At 64.0% G+C, this 21811-nt stretch carries 15 protein-coding genes and 1 pseudogene; 9 read left to right on the forward strand and 7 right to left on the reverse strand.

What is annotated here, in order from left to right; all coding sequences use genetic code 11:
* Positions 1-13: 13 nt before the first annotated feature.
* From VSX60_RS07105 to VSX60_RS07120, 4 genes are all read right to left on the reverse strand, one after another.
* Positions 14-1786 (reverse strand): DEAD/DEAH box helicase, encoded by a 1773-nt coding sequence (locus tag VSX60_RS07105; RefSeq protein WP_327623446.1) that lies wholly within the window; start codon positions 1784-1786, stop codon positions 14-16.
* Positions 1787-1955: 169 nt separating this feature from the next.
* Positions 1956-2327 (reverse strand): response regulator, encoded by a 372-nt coding sequence (locus tag VSX60_RS07110; RefSeq protein ID WP_327623447.1) that lies wholly within the window; start codon positions 2325-2327, stop codon positions 1956-1958.
* A 4-nt stretch (positions 2328-2331) separates the two neighbouring features.
* A complete protein-coding gene (locus tag VSX60_RS07115; protein WP_327623448.1) occupies positions 2332-4797 on the reverse strand; it encodes a hybrid sensor histidine kinase/response regulator in 2466 nt (821 codons plus the stop codon).
* A gap of 303 nt (positions 4798-5100) precedes the next feature.
* A complete protein-coding gene (locus VSX60_RS07120) occupies positions 5101-9003 on the reverse strand; it encodes a PAS domain S-box protein (RefSeq protein ID WP_327623449.1) in 3903 nt (1300 codons plus the stop codon).
* 503 nt (positions 9004-9506) lie between these two features.
* On the opposite strand from VSX60_RS07120, the gene VSX60_RS07125 reads away from it, so the two are divergent.
* The 4 genes from VSX60_RS07125 (at position 9507) to VSX60_RS07140 (ending at position 13656) form a co-directional block, all read left to right on the forward strand.
* Entirely contained in the window at positions 9507-10397 is an 891-nt protein-coding gene (locus tag VSX60_RS07125; RefSeq protein ID WP_327623469.1) for a sugar ABC transporter substrate-binding protein, read from the forward strand.
* A 153-nt stretch (positions 10398-10550) separates the two neighbouring features.
* Positions 10551-11687: an ABC transporter permease gene (locus VSX60_RS07130; protein ID WP_327623450.1), complete on the forward strand. Its 1137-nt coding sequence runs from the start codon at positions 10551-10553 to the stop codon at positions 11685-11687.
* Positions 11688-11689: 2 nt separating this feature from the next.
* Positions 11690-12469, forward strand: coding sequence for an ATP-binding cassette domain-containing protein (locus VSX60_RS07135; protein WP_327623451.1), 780 nt, complete (start codon positions 11690-11692; stop codon positions 12467-12469).
* A 170-nt stretch (positions 12470-12639) separates the two neighbouring features.
* On the forward strand, positions 12640-13656 hold the full coding sequence (locus VSX60_RS07140) for a LacI family DNA-binding transcriptional regulator (protein ID WP_327623452.1): 1017 nt from the start codon (positions 12640-12642) through the stop codon (positions 13654-13656).
* Here VSX60_RS07140 and VSX60_RS07145 read toward each other — a convergent pair.
* Genes VSX60_RS07145 through VSX60_RS07155 form a run of 3 tightly spaced genes read right to left on the reverse strand, consistent with a single transcriptional unit; the run spans position 13622 to position 16843 of the window.
* Positions 13622-14800, reverse strand: coding sequence for a Gfo/Idh/MocA family protein (locus VSX60_RS07145; protein ID WP_327623453.1), 1179 nt, complete (start codon positions 14798-14800; stop codon positions 13622-13624). The two genes, VSX60_RS07140 and VSX60_RS07145, sit on opposite strands and share 35 nt — an antisense overlap.
* Before the next feature lie 10 nt (positions 14801-14810).
* Positions 14811-15704 carry a sugar phosphate isomerase/epimerase family protein gene (locus VSX60_RS07150; protein ID WP_327623454.1) on the reverse strand — a complete coding sequence of 298 codons (894 nt, stop codon included), beginning with the start codon at positions 15702-15704 and terminating at the stop codon, positions 14811-14813.
* 23 nt (positions 15705-15727) lie between these two features.
* Positions 15728-16843 carry a Gfo/Idh/MocA family protein gene (locus VSX60_RS07155; protein ID WP_327623455.1) on the reverse strand — a complete coding sequence of 372 codons (1116 nt, stop codon included), beginning with the start codon at positions 16841-16843 and terminating at the stop codon, positions 15728-15730.
* Between the two features lie 128 nt (positions 16844-16971).
* Between VSX60_RS07155 and iolD the strand changes: the two genes are divergently transcribed.
* From iolD to VSX60_RS07180, 5 genes and pseudogenes are all read left to right on the forward strand, one after another.
* Positions 16972-18843, forward strand: coding sequence for a 3D-(3,5/4)-trihydroxycyclohexane-1,2-dione acylhydrolase (decyclizing) (gene iolD / locus VSX60_RS07160; RefSeq protein WP_327623456.1), 1872 nt, complete (start codon positions 16972-16974; stop codon positions 18841-18843).
* Entirely contained in the window at positions 18843-19823 is a 981-nt protein-coding gene (gene iolC, locus VSX60_RS07165) for a 5-dehydro-2-deoxygluconokinase (RefSeq protein WP_327623457.1), read from the forward strand. The genes iolD and iolC overlap by 1 nt, the downstream gene beginning before the upstream one ends.
* A gap of 11 nt (positions 19824-19834) precedes the next feature.
* Entirely contained in the window at positions 19835-20677 is an 843-nt protein-coding gene (locus tag VSX60_RS07170; protein WP_327623458.1) for a 5-deoxy-glucuronate isomerase, read from the forward strand.
* The gene (locus VSX60_RS07175; RefSeq protein ID WP_327623459.1) at positions 20674-21513 is read left to right on the forward strand and encodes a class II fructose-bisphosphate aldolase; all 840 of its coding nucleotides are present in this window, start codon (positions 20674-20676) and stop codon (positions 21511-21513) included. The genes VSX60_RS07170 and VSX60_RS07175 overlap by 4 nt, the downstream gene beginning before the upstream one ends.
* 102 nt (positions 21514-21615) lie before the next feature.
* A pseudogene (locus tag VSX60_RS07180) lies at positions 21616-21811 on the forward strand (putative sulfate exporter family transporter); the annotation flags it as partial.

Genomic DNA, 21811 nt, shown 5'->3' on the forward strand with positions numbered 1-21811 from the left:
GACGGCCTGGCGTTCAGACCTTCGGGCGTTTGGGGCGGCGCGGCTTGCCCTGGGGCTTATCCGAGGTTGGGGCGCCGTCCTGGCGCTTGCCTTGATAGGGCTTCTTGCCGCGCGGCTTGCCCGACGGCCCCCTGCCCGCGCGCGCTCCGCCATCGCCGGGTGAATCGGTCATCGAGATCGTGATATCGTCGCCGTCGCTGACCTCGGCCGCGGCGGCGAATTTTTTGGCGACACTCTCGCTGATCTCGACCTTGGTCTCGCGGTCGAAGATCTTGATCGCACCGATCTCTTCGCGGGTGATCTTGCCGCGCCGGCACAGCAGCGGCAGAATCCATTTTGGATCGGCATTGTTGCGCCGGCCGACATCCATGTGGAACCACACCGTGGGGCCGCCGCGCACGTGCTCCTTGCCGCGCCCCGGCGTTCGGTCACGACCGGCCGCGTAGTCCTTGCCGGCCTTCGGATCGGGGCCGAAGCCGGGATCGAAGACGTCCTCCGGCGACGGCAGGTGCGAACGATAGAGCCGCGCCAATGCCGCAGCGATCTCTTCGGGCGATCGTGTCGCCAGCAAATTGCGCGCGGCGGCCAGATCGTCCTCGCTGGCCTCCTGGGTCAGGATCGGATCGGACAACAGCCGCTGCTCGTCCAGCCGGCGAATGTCGTCGGCGGAGGGGGCTCCACCCCATGTCGCCTGGATCCGGGCCTCTGCCAGAAGCCGCTCGGCCTTGCGGCGTCGCGAAATCGGCACCAGCAGCACCGACACGCCCTTGCGGCCGGCGCGGCCGGTTCGGCCGCTGCGGTGTTGCAGGGTTTCGGCGTCGCTCGGCAGATCCGCGTGGACGACGAGGCCGAGGCTCGGCAGATCGATGCCCCGCGCCGCGACGTCGGTGGCCACGCACACCCGCGCCCGCCCGTCACGCAGCGCCTGCATGGCCTGATTGCGCTCGCTCTGGCCAAGTTCGCCGGACAGCGTCACGGCCGAGAAGCCGCGCTCCAAAAGTCCCGAAGAGAGATGGCGCACCGCCTCACGCGTGTTGCAGAAGACGATTGCGCTCGGCGCGTCCGCCAGACGCAGCACATTGACGATCGCGTGCTCCATCTCATTCGGCGCGATACGAATGGCGCGATATTCGATATCCACATGGCCGGCGGCGCCGCGTGTCGCCTCGATGCGCAGCGCGTCGCGTTGATAGCGCTTGGCCATGGTGGTGATTGTCTTCGGCAAGGTCGCCGAGAACAACAGGGTACGACGCTCGCGCGGCGTCGCCTCGAGCAGAAATTCCAGATCCTCGCGGAAGCCGAGATTGAGCATCTCGTCCGCCTCGTCCAGGACCAGGGCCTTGAGCCCGCCGATCCGCAGCGCGCCGCGCTCCAGATGATCGCGCAGGCGGCCGGGCGTTCCCACCACGATGTGGACACCCTGGGCCAGCTTCCGTTTCTCTGCACGCGGGTCCATGCCGCCCACGCAGGTCACGATCTGCGCGCCGGTTTGCGCATAGAGCCAGGTCAGCTCGGTGGTGACCTGCATCGCCAATTCGCGCGTCGGCGCGACGATCAGCGCCAGCGGCTCGCCGGCCGGCCCCAGCCGCTCCGCGTCACCGAGCAGCGTCGAGGCGATCGCCAGGCCATAGGCGATGGTCTTGCCCGATCCGGTCTGCGCCGAGACGAGGAGATCGCGCTCTGCCGCCTCCGTCTCCAGAACCGCATCCTGGACGGGCGTCGGGTCTTCGTAGCCGCGTTCCGCGAGAGCGCGGGCCAGCGGGGGGCTCGTTGGGCGAAACGCCATGGGGCAGTCCTTGCATAGTGTCGGTCGCGGCATCGCATGGAGCATGCGACGTGCGCCCCGGCGCGTTTGCGCGCTTTGCTATGGCACAGGCCGTTACCAGGCTCAATCGACGCGGTATTCGCTCTTCCGCACAATCAGGCAGGAAGCGGCCGGCTCTGGGAGGATGCGATCAGCTCAGATAGCGCTTGACGTCCTCAGCCAGCGACATGGGATCGAACGGCTTGGCGATCAGGCCGGCCGCCCCGAGCGAGAGAAAGCGCTCGACCTCGTAGCTCTGGGTTCTGGCGGTGATGAACACGACCGGGCACGAGGCCGTCCTGACGTCGCTCCGGAGGGCCTTGAGGGTTTCGGGACCGTCCATTCCAGGCATCATCACGTCGAGCAGGATGAGGTCGGGCTGCCACGCCGGCGCCGCCATGAGCGCATCGGCCCCGGAGGAACAGGTTCTCACCTCGAATGCCGGATCCAGCTCCAGCGACATTTCCGCGACTTCGCGGATATCCGCCTCGTCATCGACATAAAGGATACGGTATTTCGACATAGGCTCACGCGGCCCCCTGCTTGATGAGATCATTTTGCTTCGACCGCTTGAAGGTCAGGGATTTGATCAATCTGGCCATCGATACCTCCGACGTCTTCGTTTTTGTCATCGCGGCATGCACTCTCGACGCCAGATCGTCGTCGATCTCGTAGGCCGAGAAGATGACGATCGCCGTATCGGCGGGGATGTCGCTCAGCAGGCTTGCCCCCGTGCCGTCCGGAAGGGAAAGATCGAGAATGATGAGATCGAAGTGCGCGGCACCGAGTTTCTGTCGCGCTTCCGCGACCGTCCGGGCGCCGGTGATATCGACCCCGTCGCCAAGGCTGGCGGAAATCACCTGCAAAACTCCCTCATCGTCTTCCACATGCAGGATTTTAGGGCCGGCTCTCAAATCGTCCGCCGCGATATCTCGGATGACGGACGTAAGGCGATTGGAATCGATCGGCTTCGCAAGCCAGTCGACGATGCCGACCGCCTGGCCGTTGAGTGTTTTCCGTGTCTCGTCGGCGATGGCTGAAACGACGATCACCGGCAGATCGGCGCAGCGATGCATCGATCGCAGTTCATCGTAGAGCGCAATGCCGGACCCTCCGCCAAGTTTGATGTCGAGGGTCATCGCCATGTAGTGGTTCTTGGTGAGATAGGCCCGCGCTGTTGCGACATCGGGCGCGATATCCGTCGCGATTCCCAGTTCGTCGATCATATGCGCGATCACCGCCGCGACATCGGCGTCGTCTTCGCAGATGAGGATGCGCTTTCCCCCGGTGACCCGGCTGAAAACCTGGACGACTTCCTCTCCGCTGTTTTTCGCGCCCCGCGCCTCTGGCAGATCCACATGGAAAATGGTGCCGACACCAACCTCGCTGTCGAATGAAAGCTGACCGCCAAGGCGTTCGGCGATCGCCTTGGCGATGCTGAGCCCCAGACCTGTGCCGCCCTTCGCCCGGGTGTCGGAGGCGTCGGCCTGCTCGAACTTGCCGAAGATCCGCTCTCGGAAGGCTTCGGGAATACCGGCTCCCCCGTCCTTGACCGAGATACGAAGATAATCCGTCGAACGGGTTAGGCGCACCTCGATCTGGCCGTTCTGCGGCGAAAACTTGATGGCGTTGGAAAGTAGATTGGCAATCAATTGATAGAACCGGTCCGGATCGACGACGGCCACGGCTCCAGGTGCCTCGTCCCTGATCTCGATGGAAACGCCGCGATCGCTGAGATAGTCCCGGCTCGCTTCCACCGCCTCCTCGGTCAGCGAACGAAGCTGCAGCGGGCGGGGGGCGAACGGCATGTTCCCGGTTTCGATCTTCTCGATGTCGAGAATGTCGTTGATCAACCGGACGAGGCGTTCGCTGTTCGAATGGGCAATCGCGATGAGCTTTGTGGCCTTGGACGACATTTCGCCGGCCGCCCCGGCCGCGACAAGGCCGAGCGAACCGCGAATCGAGGTTAGGGGTGTGCGCAATTCGTGACTGACGGTGGAAATGAAATCGTTGCGGAGCTGCTCGTTACGCTTTTCTTCGGAAATGTCGAACAGCGTTCCATCCCAAACCAACGTTCCGGTCTGGTCCCGGCGCGGTTCGGCCGAGGCCCGCATCCAGAGCATCCGGCCATCCGGCCGGGTGAATTCGGTCTCGATCGTCCAGGGAGCACCGCTTTCCGCCGATTGCGCGAGCAACAAGGAGAGACGCTGCATGGTCTTGGGAGGAACCATCCCGGTCAGCATCTCCGGCTTGGCAAGCGCCTCTTCCGCAGAGATTCCGATCACGCGCTTCGCGCCGCCCGACAGGTATCTGAGCTTCGGCATTTTGGGCGAGGCAAGCGACATTTGAAAGAGAACGCCAGGCGCGTTGTTGGCCACCGCCTTCATCTGGGCTTGGCTGTCGAGCAGCGCCGCCAGAGCCCAACGGCGTTGCTGTTCCCTCAGAAAGAGGATGCCGAAGACGATCACGCCTAAAAGATTGGTCGGCACGACGTAGGAGAGGATTTTGACGGCAATTTTCGGGTCGCTGATGGGCAGGAGAAACGTAACGCTAAACACCGGCACCGCAGCTGCCACGGTCGCAACGGCAAGAATAATCGTGAAATCGAGACGGACCTTTTTCCTGAAGTGAATCCAGAGCCAGCCGAGAGTTGCGAATACGGCGACCAGCGTGATGCTAGCCACCCCGGTTAAAGCCCCTGCTCCGCCTTCCGATATACGGAAGATCGACAGCGTGAGCACGGTGAAAACGACGCTGACCGGCCCGCCGATGATCGCGGACAATGCGATCACGACATTCCGGGCATCGATGAAAATGCCGGGCGCGGGACTGACCGGCGATAACATGCTGATGAGGCCGGTCAGGCTGAAAACGATGCCCAAGAGTATGCCCTTAAGCCAGAACATTCGGTCGAGCCGATCGCCGACGAAGTTGACGCACAAAACCGCAAGCGTGATGACTGAGGCGCTTTCGATCAGGTTCACGACTGGCATTGTGACGGTCTCATGTACTTGGTGGTCGAAGGAGGCGTAAACGCCGTCGGTCTTGCGGAACGATCGGTCATTTAGACCGCGTCGCCGGAAGGTTGGTGTGCCGCCCGGCATTCAGGCGCGGCATTGGGATAAGCGATAAGCGATGACTGGCTCTGCTTGATCGCGCGGTGCCATTTCTACCACGAGCCAATTCACCGACGATCGTGCAGCCCCATCGTCCATGCGGTCTTGCAGAGCGGTCGCTCATCTCTGTCAGCGACTGCGGAACCGGGTGGCGCGGTGGGCAAATTCCATTGCTGTCGATCACGCTCTGGCGCCGCCGTAATGCACGACTTCCGGATCTTTCCCACCTTCCGCGATCATCAGAATCGTGTCCACGATCTGATCGTCCGGCGTTCTGGATTTCACCAGGCTCTGCCGTATGCGCGGATCCTTCTTGGAAAGATCGCTGGCCGACAAGACGATAACCGGCACGCCGGTGTCGGCCAGGCGCTCGTGATCGAGCAACCCGAGGCCATCCCCGTCCGGCAGCTCCAGGTCGATGATCACGAGATCGAATTCCTGGTCGTCAAGCCGCTGCCTCGCGCTAGCACAAGTTGACGCGTTTATCAGCATCACGCGATCCTTCAGTGAGGCGGCCAGTACCTCGCTGAAGTCCTTGTTGTCTTCGATATGAAGCGCTTTCGGCAGGTTCCGAGTGGCGTCGGTCAACGCGCTGTTCTCGATAGCCAAGACATCCGCATGCGACCGCATATCGAGAGCGGGAAGTTCGATCCAGAAGGTGGAACCCTCGCCGGCTTGACTGTCGAACCCGATGGTTCCCCCCATTTTTTCGATGAGCTGCTTGGAGATGTGCAAGCCCAGGCCCGTGCCCCCCTTCTCGCGCGTCGCCGAGCCATCGGCCTGTGAGAATCGGCTGAAAATCCTCGACCGGAACTCCGGCAAGATCCCGGTGCCATGATCGACGACCGAGACGCGCACGGTCTCGCCGAGGACCTCGAGGCGCACATCGACCGTGCCGGAGCGCGGTGAGAATTTGGCGGCGTTCGACAGGAGATTGGACAGGACTTGCTGGAGCCGCGCCTGATCAACATCGACAAAAAACTCGGCTTTCGGCCGCTCGAACTCCAGGGAAACGTCGAACTGTTCGGCGTAGGCCTCGTTCGCCTCGACCGCCTGAGCGACCAGGGATCCAAGCTCCTCGGCCTTCCTTTCGATATGCATGCTTCCGTCCGCGATCTTTTCGAGATCGAGGATGTCGTTGATGAGAAAGATCAGCCGCTCACAGTTTTTATGCGCGATCGTCAAGAGTCGCAGCACGTTGGTGGGAAGATCTTTCGACATCGCGCCGACGACGAGACCGAGAGAACCGCGGATCGAGGTCAGGGGCGTTCGCAACTCGTGACTGACCGTGGCGATGAACTCGGTCTTCACCCGATCCATTTCCTTGCGGTCGCTGATGTCCTGGATCTGGGAAATGAAATATTCCGGTTTGCCCTCGGCGTCCTTCGGCAGGGAGACGCTCAACTGCCCCCAAACCGAATGGCCATCCTTGTGGATATACCGTTTCTCAAGCTGATAGGTCTGGATGTCCCCGCTCAGAAGCTGATCGACGAGCACGAGGTCGGTTTCCAGATCGTCGGGATGGGTGATCGACTGGAAATCCAGTTGTCGGAGTTGATCTTCGCTGTAGCCGAGCAGCTTGCAGAGTGCCTCATTGACCCTGAACCACCGTCCATCGAGGTCGACCAGGGCCATGCCGACGGGCGCATGCTCGATGGCGGAGCGCAGCTTTTCCTCGCTTGCTTGCATCGCCGCTTCGGCGGACTTCAATTCCGTGATCTCGGTCTGGGTGCCGATCATCCGCAAAGCGGTTCCATCGGAAGCGCGTTCGATAACGATCGCATCGGACCGCAACCAGATCCACTGTCCGTCCTTTCGGCGAATCCGGTACTCGGACTGGGAGCGCGGCGCCCGGCCCTCCATGCAAGCGTCGTCGGCGGCCTTCACCGTAGCGATATCCTCGGGATGGATGCGGGACAGCCATTCCCGCTGAGCATCGATTTCTTCTTGGCGATCGAAGCCGAGCATCGACTTCCAAGTATCGGAGACGAAGGACGTCCCGCGCGTCAGGTCGATATCGAAAACGCCGATACTGGCGCCTTCGAGCGCAAAGTTCCAGCGTTTCTCGGCTTCTTCGAGCGCCAGGGTGACGCGTCGCTGCACGGTGACGTCGCGGATGATGGCGGTGTATCGCAATTCGCCGGCTTCGGTGAACCAGTCATTGAGTTGCACATCGAGAAACAGTTCGGCGCCATCCTTCCGCCTGGCTTCCACCAGATTGGGGAGACGGTCGGTTTCCGGCTCCTGCTCGCCACGCTTGTGGAACTGGGCAAGGCTGCTCGCGTCGAAGCCATCGAGCAAGCGCGCGATCGGACCCCCGACGACTTCGTCGGCGGGAAAGCCAAAAATCAGCTCGGTGGCGCGATTGGCCGAGCGCACCTCGCCATTTCGGTCGAGCAGGATGATGGCGACGACGGCGGTGTCGACGATGGAACGGTTCTCATGTTCGCGGGCAGCGATCTCCCGCGTCTTCAAGGCGACAGTCCGCCGGATGGACGCTTCGCGACGGACGTAGGAAATCTGCAACGCGCCGAACAGCGCCGACAGAGCGATGCCGCCGAGAAGGACCAGCAACGGTTCCCCGCGGGTCACGCTCGCCTCGAACGCCGGCGTGCTTTCCCAGACCACGGTCCAGCGTTGCTCCATGGCCGAAATCACCTTCGTGATCTTGTAGGCCGCCGGCGCCGCGGTGCTGTCGCCGGCTTTGCTGGAGAAGATAAGCTGATCGCCGTTCGCGACCTCGCCGTCATAGACCGTCAGGTGAAGGTTGGTTCCCTGGCTCGACGTCAATTCGCCGAGAAACCGATTGCTGATGAAGGGAGCGTATATCCAGCCTCGAAAAGCTTGCCTGCGGGCCGCCACTGAATCGAGGCGCGGGCCATTGCGATAAAGCGGTCGCAGCAGCAAAAATCCGGCGCTTCTGGTCGAATCCTGAACCAGGAAAATCCGTTTGGTGATCGTCGCCTTCCCGGTATCGCGAGCGGCGGCCGCACCGTTTCGGCGATTGTCCTCGAAGGCGATGTTCAGACCGAGCGCCTTTCTATTCGGCGCAAGCGGCTCGATGAAAGTGATCGCGAAAACGTCCGGTGACGGCGTATCGGGATGGACAGCGAATTCGGGTACGCCCTGGAGCCGCATACGTGCTTCGAAGGAAGCGACGTCGCCCAGGCCGATCGGCTCGATATAGCCGATCCCGTTGATGCCCGGCAGAGTCCTTTCTATGTCGAGCTCGTCGACATAGGTCCGCCATTCGTCGAGAGAGACGGTTTCGGATGCTGCGAACAGACCGGCGCCGCCGTCCAGACTGCGTTTGTAGGATTCCAGCCGATCCCGCAAAGCGTGGGCGCTGTCCTCCGCCAGCGTTTCAAATGCCGCGTGATTGCGTTCGAAGGTGATCTCGCTCGTCAACTTCCACGCATAGAAGGTCACGCCCAGCGGGACGATCAGGCTCAGCATTGCAACCATCGTAAAGCCGGCGACCGGACCACCCGACCACCGCACACTCCACGGGCGCCACGGATTGAGAAGCCCGATCGGCACGAAAATCAGAACGCCGAGTATGTCTCCTAACCACCATGTCAGCCAATTGCCGAGCAACGCATCCGCTGAGAGGATGCCACTGACATAAAGCGTCGCGACGCCGACGCTGGCGGCGACAAGACAGGCGAGCGGACCGCAGATCGCGCCGAAAAACGTGAGATCTTTCAGACCTGAAAATTGCACCGGAATGCCGAAAAACCGACGCACCAAAGTTGCCGCCAGCAATGCCTGCAATGTCGATCCGACCGCGACGAGCCCTGCGACGGTCATCGCCAGAAGGTCAGGGCTGCTTTGATGGATCCCGCCACTCACGACGGCGTTCAATACGAGGGATCCGAGGAAGACGCCTGGCCAAAGCGCTCGTCCATAGAGCAACAGCCCCACCGTCGCGATTCCGGATGCCGGCCAGATGATGGTTGCGTATCCGGGTGGAACGGCAAGCTGGAGACCAAGCGCCCCGCCGAGAACATACAGCAGCGCCATGAGCGCCACGCCGCCCAATTTTCGCCTGCTCAAGATCGACATGTCAGGTAGCGCGCGCATAAGCGGGTACTCGATTGCAATGGGCGCCGACCGTAGCCCTACAATACTTAAAGACTTCTCATCATAACGCGACGATCGTAATCATATCGCTTCGATCGTGAATGTCCGTATGCTTACGTTACGAATAAACCGCAATTTCACCTTGAATATTACGTGAGCCGTCGCGAATTCGCGGGATCGACTTGAATCGCTGTCATGCGCACAGCCTGGCCAAACCCTGACCTGCCGGAGGGCCGCTCCCCGCCTTCTCCGCGCGGCGGCCGAACGGTTGATCTGAAGGGAGCCGCGCCCCTCTGCATTCACCTCGCCGCCGAGCGAAGTTTTGCACGTCAGCAAGTTTTGCAACCGGTTGCAAAACTATCTCGCTTGTGTTTGTCTTGGATCAGCGACCCGAACCGGTTGGCCGTTTCCGTTCGCGAAAAACAGGGAGGACGATCACAGTGAAAAAACTCATCTCGAAATTCCTTGGCGCGACCTTCGCCGCTTCGCTGGCGGCGACCGCCATGGTCGGAGCCGCGCAGGCGGAAGGCGAGCGTTTTGTGCTGGTCAGCCACGCGCCGGACAGCGACAGCTGGTGGAACACCATCAAGAACGCCCTCGCCTTGGCCGGCGAGCAAATGGGCGTCGAAGTTGAGTACCGCAATCCAACGACGGGCGACATCGCGGACATGGCCCGGATCATTGAACAGGCCACGGCCACGAACCCCGACGGCATCATTACCACGCTGGCCGATCCCGACGTCCTGAAGGGGCCGATCGAGGATGCCGTCGCCAAGGGTATTCCGGTCATCATCATCAACTCCGGCACACCGGAGCAGGCAGCGGAACTCGGCGCGCTGATGTATGTCGGCCAGCCCGAATACGATGCCGGCCTCGCCGCAGGTCAGCGGGCCAAGCGGGACGGCGTCGCATCGTTCCTTTGCGTGAATCATGTGGTGTCGAACCCGGTCGTGGGCGAACGCTGTCGCGGCTTCGCCGACGGCCTCGGGGTTGACCTCGGCGATTCGATGATCGATTCCGGCCAGGACCCCGCCGAGATCAAGAACAAGGTCATGGCCTACCTGTCGGCCAATCCGGACACCGACGCGATCCTGACCTTGGGGCCGACGTCCGCCGACCCGACGATCGAGGCGGTCAAGGAAAACGGCATGGCCGGCCAGATCTACTTCGGGACGTTCGATCTCGGCACCGAGATCGTGAAGGCGATCAAGGACGGCACGATCCAGTGGGGCATCGATCAGCAGCCCTTCCTGCAGGCTTATCTGCCCGTGGTCGTGCTCACCAACTACAAGCGCTACGGCGTTCTGCCGGGCAACAACATCAATTCCGGCCCGGGCTTCGTCACCAAGGACGCCTTGGAGATGGTCGAGAAATACGCTGGCGAATACCGCTAGAGCTTAGGCTGGCGCAGCCCTCGGGCCGCCTCGCGACACACCGCATCGCGGCGCCGAAATCGGCGCCGCGATCTCACCAGATCGAAGGAACAATGGGACGCACGCCATCCGTGCTCCATCGGTTCGACCGCTGACGCGGTTGGGAGGAGAGACATGGCCGATCAACCGTCGCCTCAAGTGCAAGCCACCCCGGATGTGGACGAGCGGATCCGCAAGCGCTCACCGCTTCGAACGGCCCTCATGCGGCCGGAACTCGGCGCGATCTGCGGCACCATCCTGGTTTTCTTCTTCTTCATCGGCGTTGCCGGCGACAGCGGCATGTTCGCCCCCGAGGGCATCGTCAACTGGGGCGTCGTCTCCGCCCAGTTCGCCATCATCGCCGTCGGCGCCTGCCTCTTGATGATCGCCGGCGAATTCGATCTCTCGGTCGGCTCGATGATCGGCTTTTCCGGCATCGTCATCGCGCTAGTCTCGGTGACGGGGGGGTATCCGCTGTGGCTCGGCATCCTGGTGGCCTTTGCCTGCGCGATCAGTATCGGCGCGCTGAATGGCTATCTGGTCGTCAAGACCGGCCTGCCCTCGTTCATCGTCACGCTCGCGTCACTCTACATCCTGCGCGGCCTGACTATCTTCGCGGCCATCGTCACCACTCGCAAGACCATCATCGGGGGCATCAGGGACGTCACCGAGGGTGACCCGTTGGCCTGGCTGTTCGGCGGAACGCTATTCAAGGGCCTGTTCGTCTGGTTGGCCGATATCGGAATCGTCGGCAAATTCGTCGCCGGCAGCCGGGCCGGTCAGCCGGTCGTCGACGGCATCCCGATTTTGATCGTCTGGGCGCTCGGCCTGATCCTCTTCGGCCATATCCTGCTCACCCGCACCAAGTTCGGCAACTGGATTTTCGCCTCCGGCGGCGACGCCCAGGCAGCGCGCTATGTCGGCGTACCGGTAAACCGGGTAAAGATCCTCATGTTCATGTTCTCGGCCTTCTGCGCCACGGTCTTCGCCACCTTGCAGGTGATCGAGTTCGGATCGGCGGCCGCCGACCGTGGCCTGCTGAAGGAGTTCGAGGCGATCATCTCGGTGGTCATCGGCGGCGCGCTTCTGACCGGCGGCTACGGCTCGGTGGTCGGCGCGGCGCTCGGCGCGCTGATCTTCGGCGTGGTGCAGCAGGGCTTGTTCTTCGCCGGCGTCGAGAGTTCGCTGTTCCGGGTCTTCCTCGGCGGAATCCTGCTGATCGCTGTGATCCTCAACACCTACATCCGCCGCATGATCACGGGGGAGCGCTGACCATGACCACATCATTGATCGAACTCGTCGATATCGAAAAGCACTTCGGCCCGGTCATCGCACTGGCCGGCGTGTCGCTGTCGATCATGCCGGGCGAATGCCATTGCCTTTTGGGCGACAACGGCGCTGGCAAGTCGACCTTCATCAAGACGATGTCGGGCGTCCACAAGCCGTCGGCCGGAAAGATCCTCGTCGGCGGAAAGGAAGTTCATTTCACCAGCCCGCGCGACGCCATGGCCGCCGGCATCGCCACCGTCTACCAGGATCTGGCGATGATCCCGCTGATGTCGGTCACCCGCAATTTCTGGATGGGTCAGGAGCCCGAAAAGAGCGTCGGGCCGTTCAAATTCTTCGACTTCGACAAGGCCAATGCCATCACCATGCAGGAGATGGCGAAAATGGGTATCCGCCTGCGCGAGCCGACCCAGGCGGTCGGAACGCTCTCGGGCGGCGAACGCCAGACGGTGGCGATTGCCCGCGCGGTCTATTTCGGCGCCGAAGTGCTGATCCTCGACGAGCCGACCTCGGCGCTCGGCGTGCGCCAGACCTCCAACGTTCTGGCGACGGTCGACCGGGTCCGCAAGTCGGGGATCGGCGTCGTTTTCATTACCCACAATGTCCGCCACGCCATGGCCGTCGGCGATCGCTTCACGGTGCTCAATCGCGGCAAGACGCTCGGCACCGCCAAGCGCGGCGAGATCAAGGCCGAAGAGTTGCAGGACATGATGGCGGGCGGCCAGGAACTGGCAGAACTGGAAGGCACGCTGGGCGGGACTGTGTAAGATCGCGAGCGCCCCGACCCCGCGTCGACGGCCCAGACGATGGTAGCTCGCGCCAGCCTGCCCCAATATAAGGGCCGTCCATCGACATTTGCGGGAGTCGGGGCGGCGACGTCGAGCCGGTCCCCGGCCGGCTGAACTATTCCGCCTGGGACAAGGGAAATAACCGCCGAATGGCAGTAACCCTCAAGGAAGTGGCGGAACGCGCCGGGGTCTCGCGCTCGGCCGTGTCGCGCGCCTTCACGGAAGGCGCCTCCGTCTCCGTCAAGACCCGCCGCAAGGTCGCCAAGGCGGCAGCGGAGCTGGGCTACAGCCCCAATTTGTTCGCCAGCAGCTTGACGACCCGGCGCACCAAGCTGATCGGGCTGGTTTCCAACAACTTCCACAACCCGATCTTCCTGCAGGTCTTCGATCTCTTCACCCGCGGGCTTCAGGATCGTGGCCTCCGGCCGTTGCTCGTCAATCTGACGGACGAGACGGACCCGGAGAACTCCGTCCGGATGCTGCGGCAATATTCGGTCGATGGCGTAGTCGTCGCCTCCTCCACATTGCCGCCCCGCTTCGCCCATGCGTTTCGCGAAGCCGGCGTGCCGGTGGTTCATTCCTTCGGCCGCTATTCGAGCGCGCCCGAGGTGCACGTCGTCGGCATCGACAACCGCTACTGCGGCAAGATGGCGGCAGATTTGCTGGTCGCCCGGGGCTATCGCCGGATCGGATTCATGGGCGGCCCGGCGACCGCCACATCCACACAGGATCGCCTCGCCGGCTTCATCGCGGCGATGCAGGCCCATCCAGACGTTGCCGTCAGCCACAGCTACGCCGCCGCCTATTCCTTCGACGCCGGGCGGCAGGAGATGGCACGGCTGATCCGGGAAGAACCGGCGGAGGCCTATTTCTGCGGTGACGACGTCCTGTCGATCGGCGCCTTGAGCGCGATCCAGTCCGCCGGCCTGTCCGTGCCCGACGACATCGGCATCATCGGCCTCAACGACATGGAAATGGCGCGGTGGGAGAACATCAATCTCACCACCATCCACCAGCCGATCCGCCAGATCATCACCTCGTCGATCGAATTGATCGTGGCGATGCTCGAGGAGCCGGACCGCTATCCCGAATCCCGGCTGTTTCCCTGCCGGATCGTCGAGCGGGGAACGCTCAGACCGCCTGCGGCAGAGGCACACGAAACATAGGCGGCCGCGCGTCGACCCAGGCGCCCTGCCGGCCGGAAGAGGCGACCGCGCCATGCACGGCGGCCATGGAACGCAGCCCGTCCTCGGCACGCGGGTAGAGACCAGCGGCCGGATCGGGCGACCGGCCTTCCTTCTCGGCGCGGATGATTTCCGCCAGATCCGAATAGATGTTGGCGAAGGCCAGCGGCATTCCTTCGGCATGGCCGATCGTCACCCGCGACGCGCGATCGGCTTCCGGCGACAATCCGGCCTCGCCGCGTTCGATCGTCTGCACCCGGCCGCCGAGCGGCGTCCAATAGAGCTGGTTGGGTTGCTCCTGCGCCCAGCGAAGGCCGCCACTCTCGCCGAATACCTGCAGTGTCAGGCCGTGCTGGCGGCCGATGGCGACCGACGATGTCCACAACCGGCCGACCGCGCCGCCATCCATGCGGAAATTGACCATGGCGTCGTCCTCGAGCGTCCGGCTATCGATACAAGAGGCGAAATCCGCCGACAGCGTCTCGACCTCCTGGCCGGTGACGAAGCTTGCCATGTGCAGCGCATGGATGCCGCAATCGGCGAACTGCGCCGACACACCGGCCTGCGCCGGATCGTAACGCCAGCGCACGCGCGGATTGTCGGCATCGGCCGCGTTGGCATGATGGCCGTGCGCGAATTCGGCGACGACGAGGCGCACCCGGCCGAGATCGCCGCGCGCCACCATCGCCCGCATGTGCCGCACCAGCGAATAGCCGCTGTAGCCATAATTGACCGCGCAGATCCGTCCCGTCGCGCGGGCGGTTCGGACAATCTCCTCGCCCTCCTCGACGGTCATCGTCATCGGCTTTTCGCACAACACGTGGAAGCCGGCTTCGAGGAAGGCTTTGGTGATCTCGTAATGGGTGGCATTGGGGGTCGCCACGGTGACGAGGTCGACTCGGTCGTCGCGATCGCGCTCACCCGCCAACATCTCCCGCCAATCGCCATAGGCGCGGTCGGGAGCGATACCGAGGGTCCGCGCATAGGCCCGCCCGGCATCCGGCACATGGTCCAGCGCCCCGGCGGTGAAGGCGAAGGCGCCGTCGAGCCCGGCCCCCAGCCGGTGTGCCGGCCCGATCTGACTGCCCGCGCCGCCGCCGACCATGCCCCAGTTCAGCTTGCTCATGGCGTGTTCCTCAATTGAAACCGATCGATTCCAGATAGGCGCGGTTGGCCGCCGCGTCGTCGACCGGCGAGGTATCGCCCGCCGGGTCGCAGTCCTGCTCGACCGTGCACCAGCCTTCGAAGCCGGTATCCAGGAGAACCTGGCGCACGGCGGGAAAATCCACATCGCCCTCGCCAAGATTGCAGAAGATGCCCTGCCCGCAGGCGTCGTAGAAGCCGGTGCGGTTGGCAATCGCGGCGGCCTTCACCTTCGGGTCGATGTCCTTGAAATGCATGTAGGAGATGCGGCCGATATGGCGCCGCATGAAGGCCACCGGATCGAAACCGGCATAGGAATGATGGCCGGTGTCGAAGCAGATCTTCAAGATGCCCTCGTCCACCTCGTCGAGGAGACGCTCCAGTTCCGGCTCGAAGTCGATGAAGCCGGCCGCATGGGCGTGCATCCCGACGGTCAGGCCGTATTCCTCCGCGCCCATTCTGGCGATGGTGCGGATTCGGTCGACGAATGCCTTCCACTCGGGGGCGTCCATCTGCTCGGCCTCGCTCGCGCGGCCGGCGGTCGGCGCCCGGCGCGGCGAAATCGAATCGATCAACACCAGATGGCGCGCGCCATGGGCGCTCAGCGCCTTGCAGGTTCGCACGGCGCCGTCGCGCACGTCGTCCCACTGGTCCGGATCGTGAAACGCCCGGAACACGACGCCGCCGATCAGTTCCAGATCGTGCCGCGCGAGCCCCTCGGACAGCAAGGCCGGGTCCTCGGGCATGAAGCCCACCGGGCCGAGCTCGATGCCCTTGTAGCCGGCCTCGGCGCATTGGCTGAGCACCGTCTCCCAGGCCGGATTGCGCGGATCGTTGGCGAATTCTACCCCCCAGGAACAGGGGGCGTTGCCGATACGGATGGTCATGGTCGGATAAGCCTTTGCCAAACTCAGAAACTGTCGAGCGACTGCCAGGACTTCGCCTGGCTCGACGCCATCGCTGCCGCAACGACGCGGTTGACGTCCATGCCATCGCGAAAGGTCGGAAAGACCGGTTCGCCCGTCGCGATCGCGGTGAGAAAATCCTTGGCCTCGATGATGATCTGGTCCTGATAACCGGTGCCGTGCCCCGGCCCCTGGCAGAACGCGGCGTAATCGGGATGCTCGGGACCGGTCAGAATCCTGGTGAACCCGCGCCGCTGCTCCGGGCCGTCCATGCGGTAGAGCCAGAGCGCGTTCTGGTCCTCCTGATCGAAACGGATCGCGCCCTTTGTGCCGGTGATCTCGTAGGCGTAGCCCATCTTGCGGCCGGTCGCGACGCGGCTGAAGAACAGATGCCCCATGGCGCCGTTCTCGAACCGGCACATGATCTGCGCCTGATCGTCATTGGTGACGGCCTCGTCACCGCCCGGCCCCGGACGGGCGGTATGGACGGTCTCGACCTCGGCGATCAGGTCGCGGATCGGACCAGCCAGCGCCAGCGCGCCATTGATCATGTGCGGCGCCAGATCGCCCATCGCGCCGTTGCCAGCGCCGCGCGTGCGCCAGGTCGCCGGAGCCTTGGGGTCGGCGTAGAAATCTTCCGTGTGCTCACCCCGGAACCAGGTGATGTCGCCGATCTCGCCGGCCCCGATCAGCTGGCGGACAAATTGCGAGGCCGGCGTGCGGATATAGTTGAAGCCGACCATGTTCGTCGCCCCGGATGCCTCTGCCGCCGCGACCATGGCCCGGCTGTCCTCCAGCGACGCGCCGAGCGGCTTTTCGCAGAACACCGGCTTTCCGAGGGCGAACGCCGCTTCCGCTATCGCCCTGTGGGTCTCCTGCGGCGAGGCGATGACGACCGCCTCGACCGCCGCGTCCGTTACCAGTTCGCGCCAATCGGCGGTGCAGCGATCGAATTCGAACGCCGCGCGATAACGCTCCGCCGATTCAAGGCTCGTGGCACAAACCATTTCCAGCCGCGGGCGCAGCGCCGTCTGGAAAACCGCGCCGACGGCCTGCATGGCGACCGCGTGCGCCTTGCCCATATAACCGCCGCCGACGATACCGATGCCAATTTGGGTCACGGGCGATCCTGCCTCAAAAAGAGGTTTGCAACCGGTTGCAAAACACGTAACCTCAATAGCGGTTGGCCGGTCGTTCGACAATCGGCTTCTGAAGAAAATTTCACGCCGACCCACCAACGGAGGAAAGCATGAGCGCAGGAAGCGAAACGGTCCGTCTGACCACAGCGCAGGCCGTCATCCGCTATCTGGCCAGCCAGTACATCGATATCGACGGCAGCGAGAAACGTCTGTGCGGCGGCGGCTTCGCCATCTTCGGCCATGGCAACGTGACCTGCCTCGGCGAAGCGCTGTACGACCACCGCGACGAACTGCCGGTCTATCGCGGCCAGAACGAGCAGAGCATGGGCTTTGCTGCGGCCGCCTATGCCAAGCAGCAATTGCGCCGGCGCTTCATGTTCTGCACCGCCTCGGCCGGGCCGGGAACCAGCAATCTGTTGACCTCGGCCGCGCTCGCCCACGCCAACCGCCTGCCCGTGTTGATGCTGTGCGGCGATACCTTCATTACCCGCCTGCCCGATCCGGTGCTGCAGCAGCTGGAGCATTTCGGCAATCCGTCGCTGGGGCTCAACGATGCGTTCAAGGCGGTCTGCCGCTATTGGGACCGGATCACCCATCCAGCCCAGATCATCCAGTCGCTGCCCGCCGCCATCGCCACCATGCTCGATCCGGCCGATTGCGGCCCGGCCTTCCTTGCCCTGCCGCAGGACGTCCAAGGCTGGACTTACGATTATCCTGTCGAATTCTTCGACAGGATGGTGCATCGCATCCGCCGGCAGGCCCCGGACTTGTCCGAGATCGCCGATGCCGCGGCGCTGCTCAAATCGGCGAAACGGCCGATGATCATCGCCGGCGGCGGCGTGCAATACTCCCGCGCGGTGGCGGAACTGACCGCCTTCGCCGAGGCGCACGCCATCCCCGTGGTCGAAACCATCGCCGGGCGCGCCAACATGCTGGCGACGCACCCGCTCAATATCGGCCCGATCGGGGTGACCGGCTCCAGTTCCGCCAACGCGATCGCCGAGAAGGCGGACGTGATCCTGGCCGTTGGCACGCGGCTGCAGGATTTCACCACCGGCTCCTGGACGGCCTTCGACAAGAGCGCCCGGCTCATCTCCATCAACGCCGCGCGTCATGACGCCGGCAAGCACCGCTCGCTACCGGTGGTAGGCGACGCGAAACTTGCGCTGACGGCACTGGGCGAGGCGCTTGCGGAGTATAAAGCGCCAGACGCATGGACCGACACGGCCAAGGCCGAGCGCCACGCCTGGGATGCCTATGTCGCCGACAATGTGCGGCCCGGCAACCGGCCGAATTCCTACGCTCAGGCGATCGGCGTCGTGAACGATCTCTGCGACCCGCGCGACCGGATCGTCACCGCGGCCGGCGGCCTGCCGGCGGAGATAACGGCCAACTGGCGCACTCTCGACATCGGCACCGTCGATGTCGAATTCGGCTTCTCCTGCATGGGCTACGAGATCGCCGGCGGCTGGGGCGCGCGCATCGCCCAGTCGGAGACCGAGCCGGAGGCCGACACCATCGCCTTCGTCGGCGACGGATCGTACCTCCTGATGAACTCCGATATCTATTCCTCGGTGCTGACGGGCAAGAAGCTGATCATCCTGGTGCTCGACAATGGCGGCTTCGCGGTGATCGACAAGCTGCAGAACAACACCGGCAACACCTCGTTCAACAACCTCATCGCCGACTGCAACATCGCGGTCGAGCCCTTCGCGGTGGATTTCGAGGCACACGCCCGCGCCATGGGCGCCGAGGCCGAAACGGTCGCCAACCCGGCCGAACTGGCGGAAGCCTTCGAGCGCGCCAAGGCAGCCGAGCGGACATCCGTCATCGTCATGCGGGTCGACCCCCATGACGGCTGGACCGCCGAGGGCCATGCCTGGTGGGAGGTCGGCACGCCCCATGTCACCGACAACGAGCGCATCCGCGCAGCCCATGTCGAGCAGGAAGCCGGCCGCTCGCGCCAGCGCAGGGGCATCTGATGGATCGGATCGCGCGCGTCACGCGGAACGACTTCGTTATCGTCGGGCGGGCCGGCATGGACTTTTACCCCGACCCGCCTGGCACGAAGACCGAAGAAGCTACGCGATTCGTCGCCTGCCTCGGCGGCTCCTCCGCCAATATCGGTGTCGCGATCACCCGTCACGGCGGTCGTGCGGCGCTGGTGACCTCGGTTTCGGATGATGCGATCGGGCGGTTCTGCCTCAACGAGCTGGCGAAATACGGCGTCGATTCCCGCCACATCCGCTCGGTCGGCGGCGAGGCGCGCAACTCGCTGGCCGTCGTCGAAAGCCGGGTCGAAGACCATCAGTCGGTGATCTACCGCAACAGCGCCGCGGATTTCCAGATGACGACGGAGGACGTCGCGGCTGTGGACTACGAAGCCTATGGCGCGTTGATCACGACGGGCACGGTCTTCGCCGCCGAGCCGTCGCGCGGCGCGGCGTTCCACGCCTTCGACCTGGCCAGAAAGGCCGGGCTGCCGCTGATCTTCGACATCGACTACCGCCCCTATTCCTGGCCCTCGCCCGACGTCGCTTCGGAGGTCTATTCGCGCGCTGGCCGGCTCTGCGACATCGTCATCGGCAATGACGACGAGTTCGGCTTCATGGCCGGCGGCAAGGACAAGGGCCTCGCCAAGGCGCGCGAACTGGCGGGCAGCACCGCCAGTATCGTCGTCTACAAGATGGGCGAGCACGGCGCGATCACGATCACGCCGGACGAGGAATTCCGCACCGGGATCTACCCGGTCACCGCGCTGAAGCCGACCGGCGCGGGCGACGCCTTCATGGGCGGCTTCGTCGCCTCGCTCGCCCAGGGCCATGAGTTGCGCGACTGCGTCCTGCGCGGCTCCGCCTCCGCCGCGATCGTCGTGTCGCGGGTCGGCTGCGCGCCCGCAATGCCCACCACGGCCGAATTGGAGGCGTTCCTCGCCGACCACCCCGGCCCGACCGATTCCTGAAAGGAAAGCCGATGCATATCGCGCCCTATGACAACCGCAACAAGCCGATCGTCGATATCGACGACGCGCTGGTTCCGCTGAACTATTTCAACATCGTCAAGCTGACCAAGGGCCAGGCCTTCGAATATCGCGTGCCGGGCTATGAGACCTGCATCGTGCCCGCCACCGGCACCGTCGACGTGACGGTCGAGGGCGAATCCTTCGCCGCGCTCGGGACACGCGGCGTCGACGTCTGGGACGGCGAGCCGGAGGGCGTCTACGTGCCGACCGGCGCGACCGCCCAGATGGTCTGCGTGTCGGACGCGGCGGAAGTGTTCGTCGCCGGGGCGAAATACGACAAGGTGCTGTCGCCCTTCGCGGTGCGCGCCAACGGGCTGGACAAGGTGCAATACGGTTCCGACGACACCAAGACCCATCGCAAGATCAAGCACATCCTCGGCCAAAAGCAGCACGACAAGGTCGGCCGGCTGCTGGTCTCCGAGCTCTACACCGTCGGCAAGGGCGGCTGGTCGGGCTTTCCCAGCCACAAGCACGACACCGATCGTCTGCCCGACGAGACGCGGCACGACGAGACCTACAATTTCCGCTTCCGTCCCCATCACGGCACCGGCGTGCAGATGCTCCAGCGCGAGGATGGCAAGCCGGGCGACGCCTACCATATCGTCGACGGCTCGACGATCTGCCTCGACAAGGGATACCATCCCTGCGCAGTGCTGCCGGGCTACGAGATGTATTATTTCACCATTCTCGGCGGCCTCAGCCAGCGCAGCCTGGTGCAGTATTTCCAGCCGAGCCATGCCGACCAGTTGGAAACCATCCCCGGCATCAAGGACATGATCGCGAAGTTCAAATGACGCTGGCGACGCTCTCCGAGGTTCTGCAACCGGCTCTCAAGGGCGGCTACGCGGTCGGCGGTCTCGTCGTCCTCGGCTGGGAGGACGCCCGCGCCTATGTCGCGGCGGCCGAGGCCGAAAACGCCCCCGTCATTCTCCAGGCCGGCCCCGGCTGCCGGGCGCACACCCCGCTTCGCGTCCTCGGCGCGATGTTCCGGACGCTGGCAGAAGGCGCCAGCGTTCCGGTCGTGGCCCATCTCGACCACGGCTATACGGAAGACGAGTGCCGCGAGGCGATCGACTGCGGCTTCAGCTCGGTCATGTTTGACGGCTCGCGCAAGCCGCTCGACGAGAACATCGCCGAGACCGCCCGCATCGCTGCGATAGCGCATGCCGCCGGCGTCTCGATCGAGGGGGAGATCGGCTTCGTCGGCTATTCCCAAGGCGAGGCGTCGGCCGGAACCACGCCGGAAGAGGCCGCCCGCTTCGCCGCAGAGAGCGGCGTCGACGCGATGGCGGTTTCCATCGGCAACGTGCATCTGCAACAGGAAAAGGCCGCCGAGATCGACATCGAGGCGCTGCGTGCCATCGAGGCCGTCACCGACCTGCCGCTTGTCATCCACGGCGGCTCGGGCGTTCCGGTCGCCATACGCAGCCGGCTGGCGCGCGAGTCGAAGATCTGCAAGTTCAATATCGGCACCGAACTGCGCATGGCCTTCGGTCAAGCGCTGCGCGAGGTGGTCAACAGCGACCCCAAACGCTTCGACCGTCTGGTGATCCTGAAAGACACCGAAGCGCCGGTCCGCGACGCCGCCCGCGCCGTCATCCGGTCGCTTCGTGGCCCGTCGCCGAAATAGACACCTGCGACGTACGGGTTCCTATCGCTGCCGGTTTGTGTAACGTCCGGTCGGCTTTGTCGGGGGGCGAAGCCGAGTCGCGTCGCAGGGGGAGAAACAGCCATGACCGCAAGCGAGGAGACCGCGCCGGAGGCCGCCGAAAAACCCGCGCCCACGTTTGCGAGCCGGCTGAGGGACTACGCCCCGGGTGTGCTGGTTGCGGCGACGGTCGCCGTCGCGGCGAAGTTCCTGTCCGAACATTACGGCGCGCCGGCCATGCTGATGGCGCTGCTGCTGGGCATCGCCCTGAACTTCCTCA

Origin of the sequence: Aurantimonas sp. A3-2-R12 (assembly GCF_036016755.1) — a bacterium.
Lineage (GTDB): Bacteria > Pseudomonadota > Alphaproteobacteria > Rhizobiales > Rhizobiaceae > Aurantimonas > Aurantimonas coralicida_A.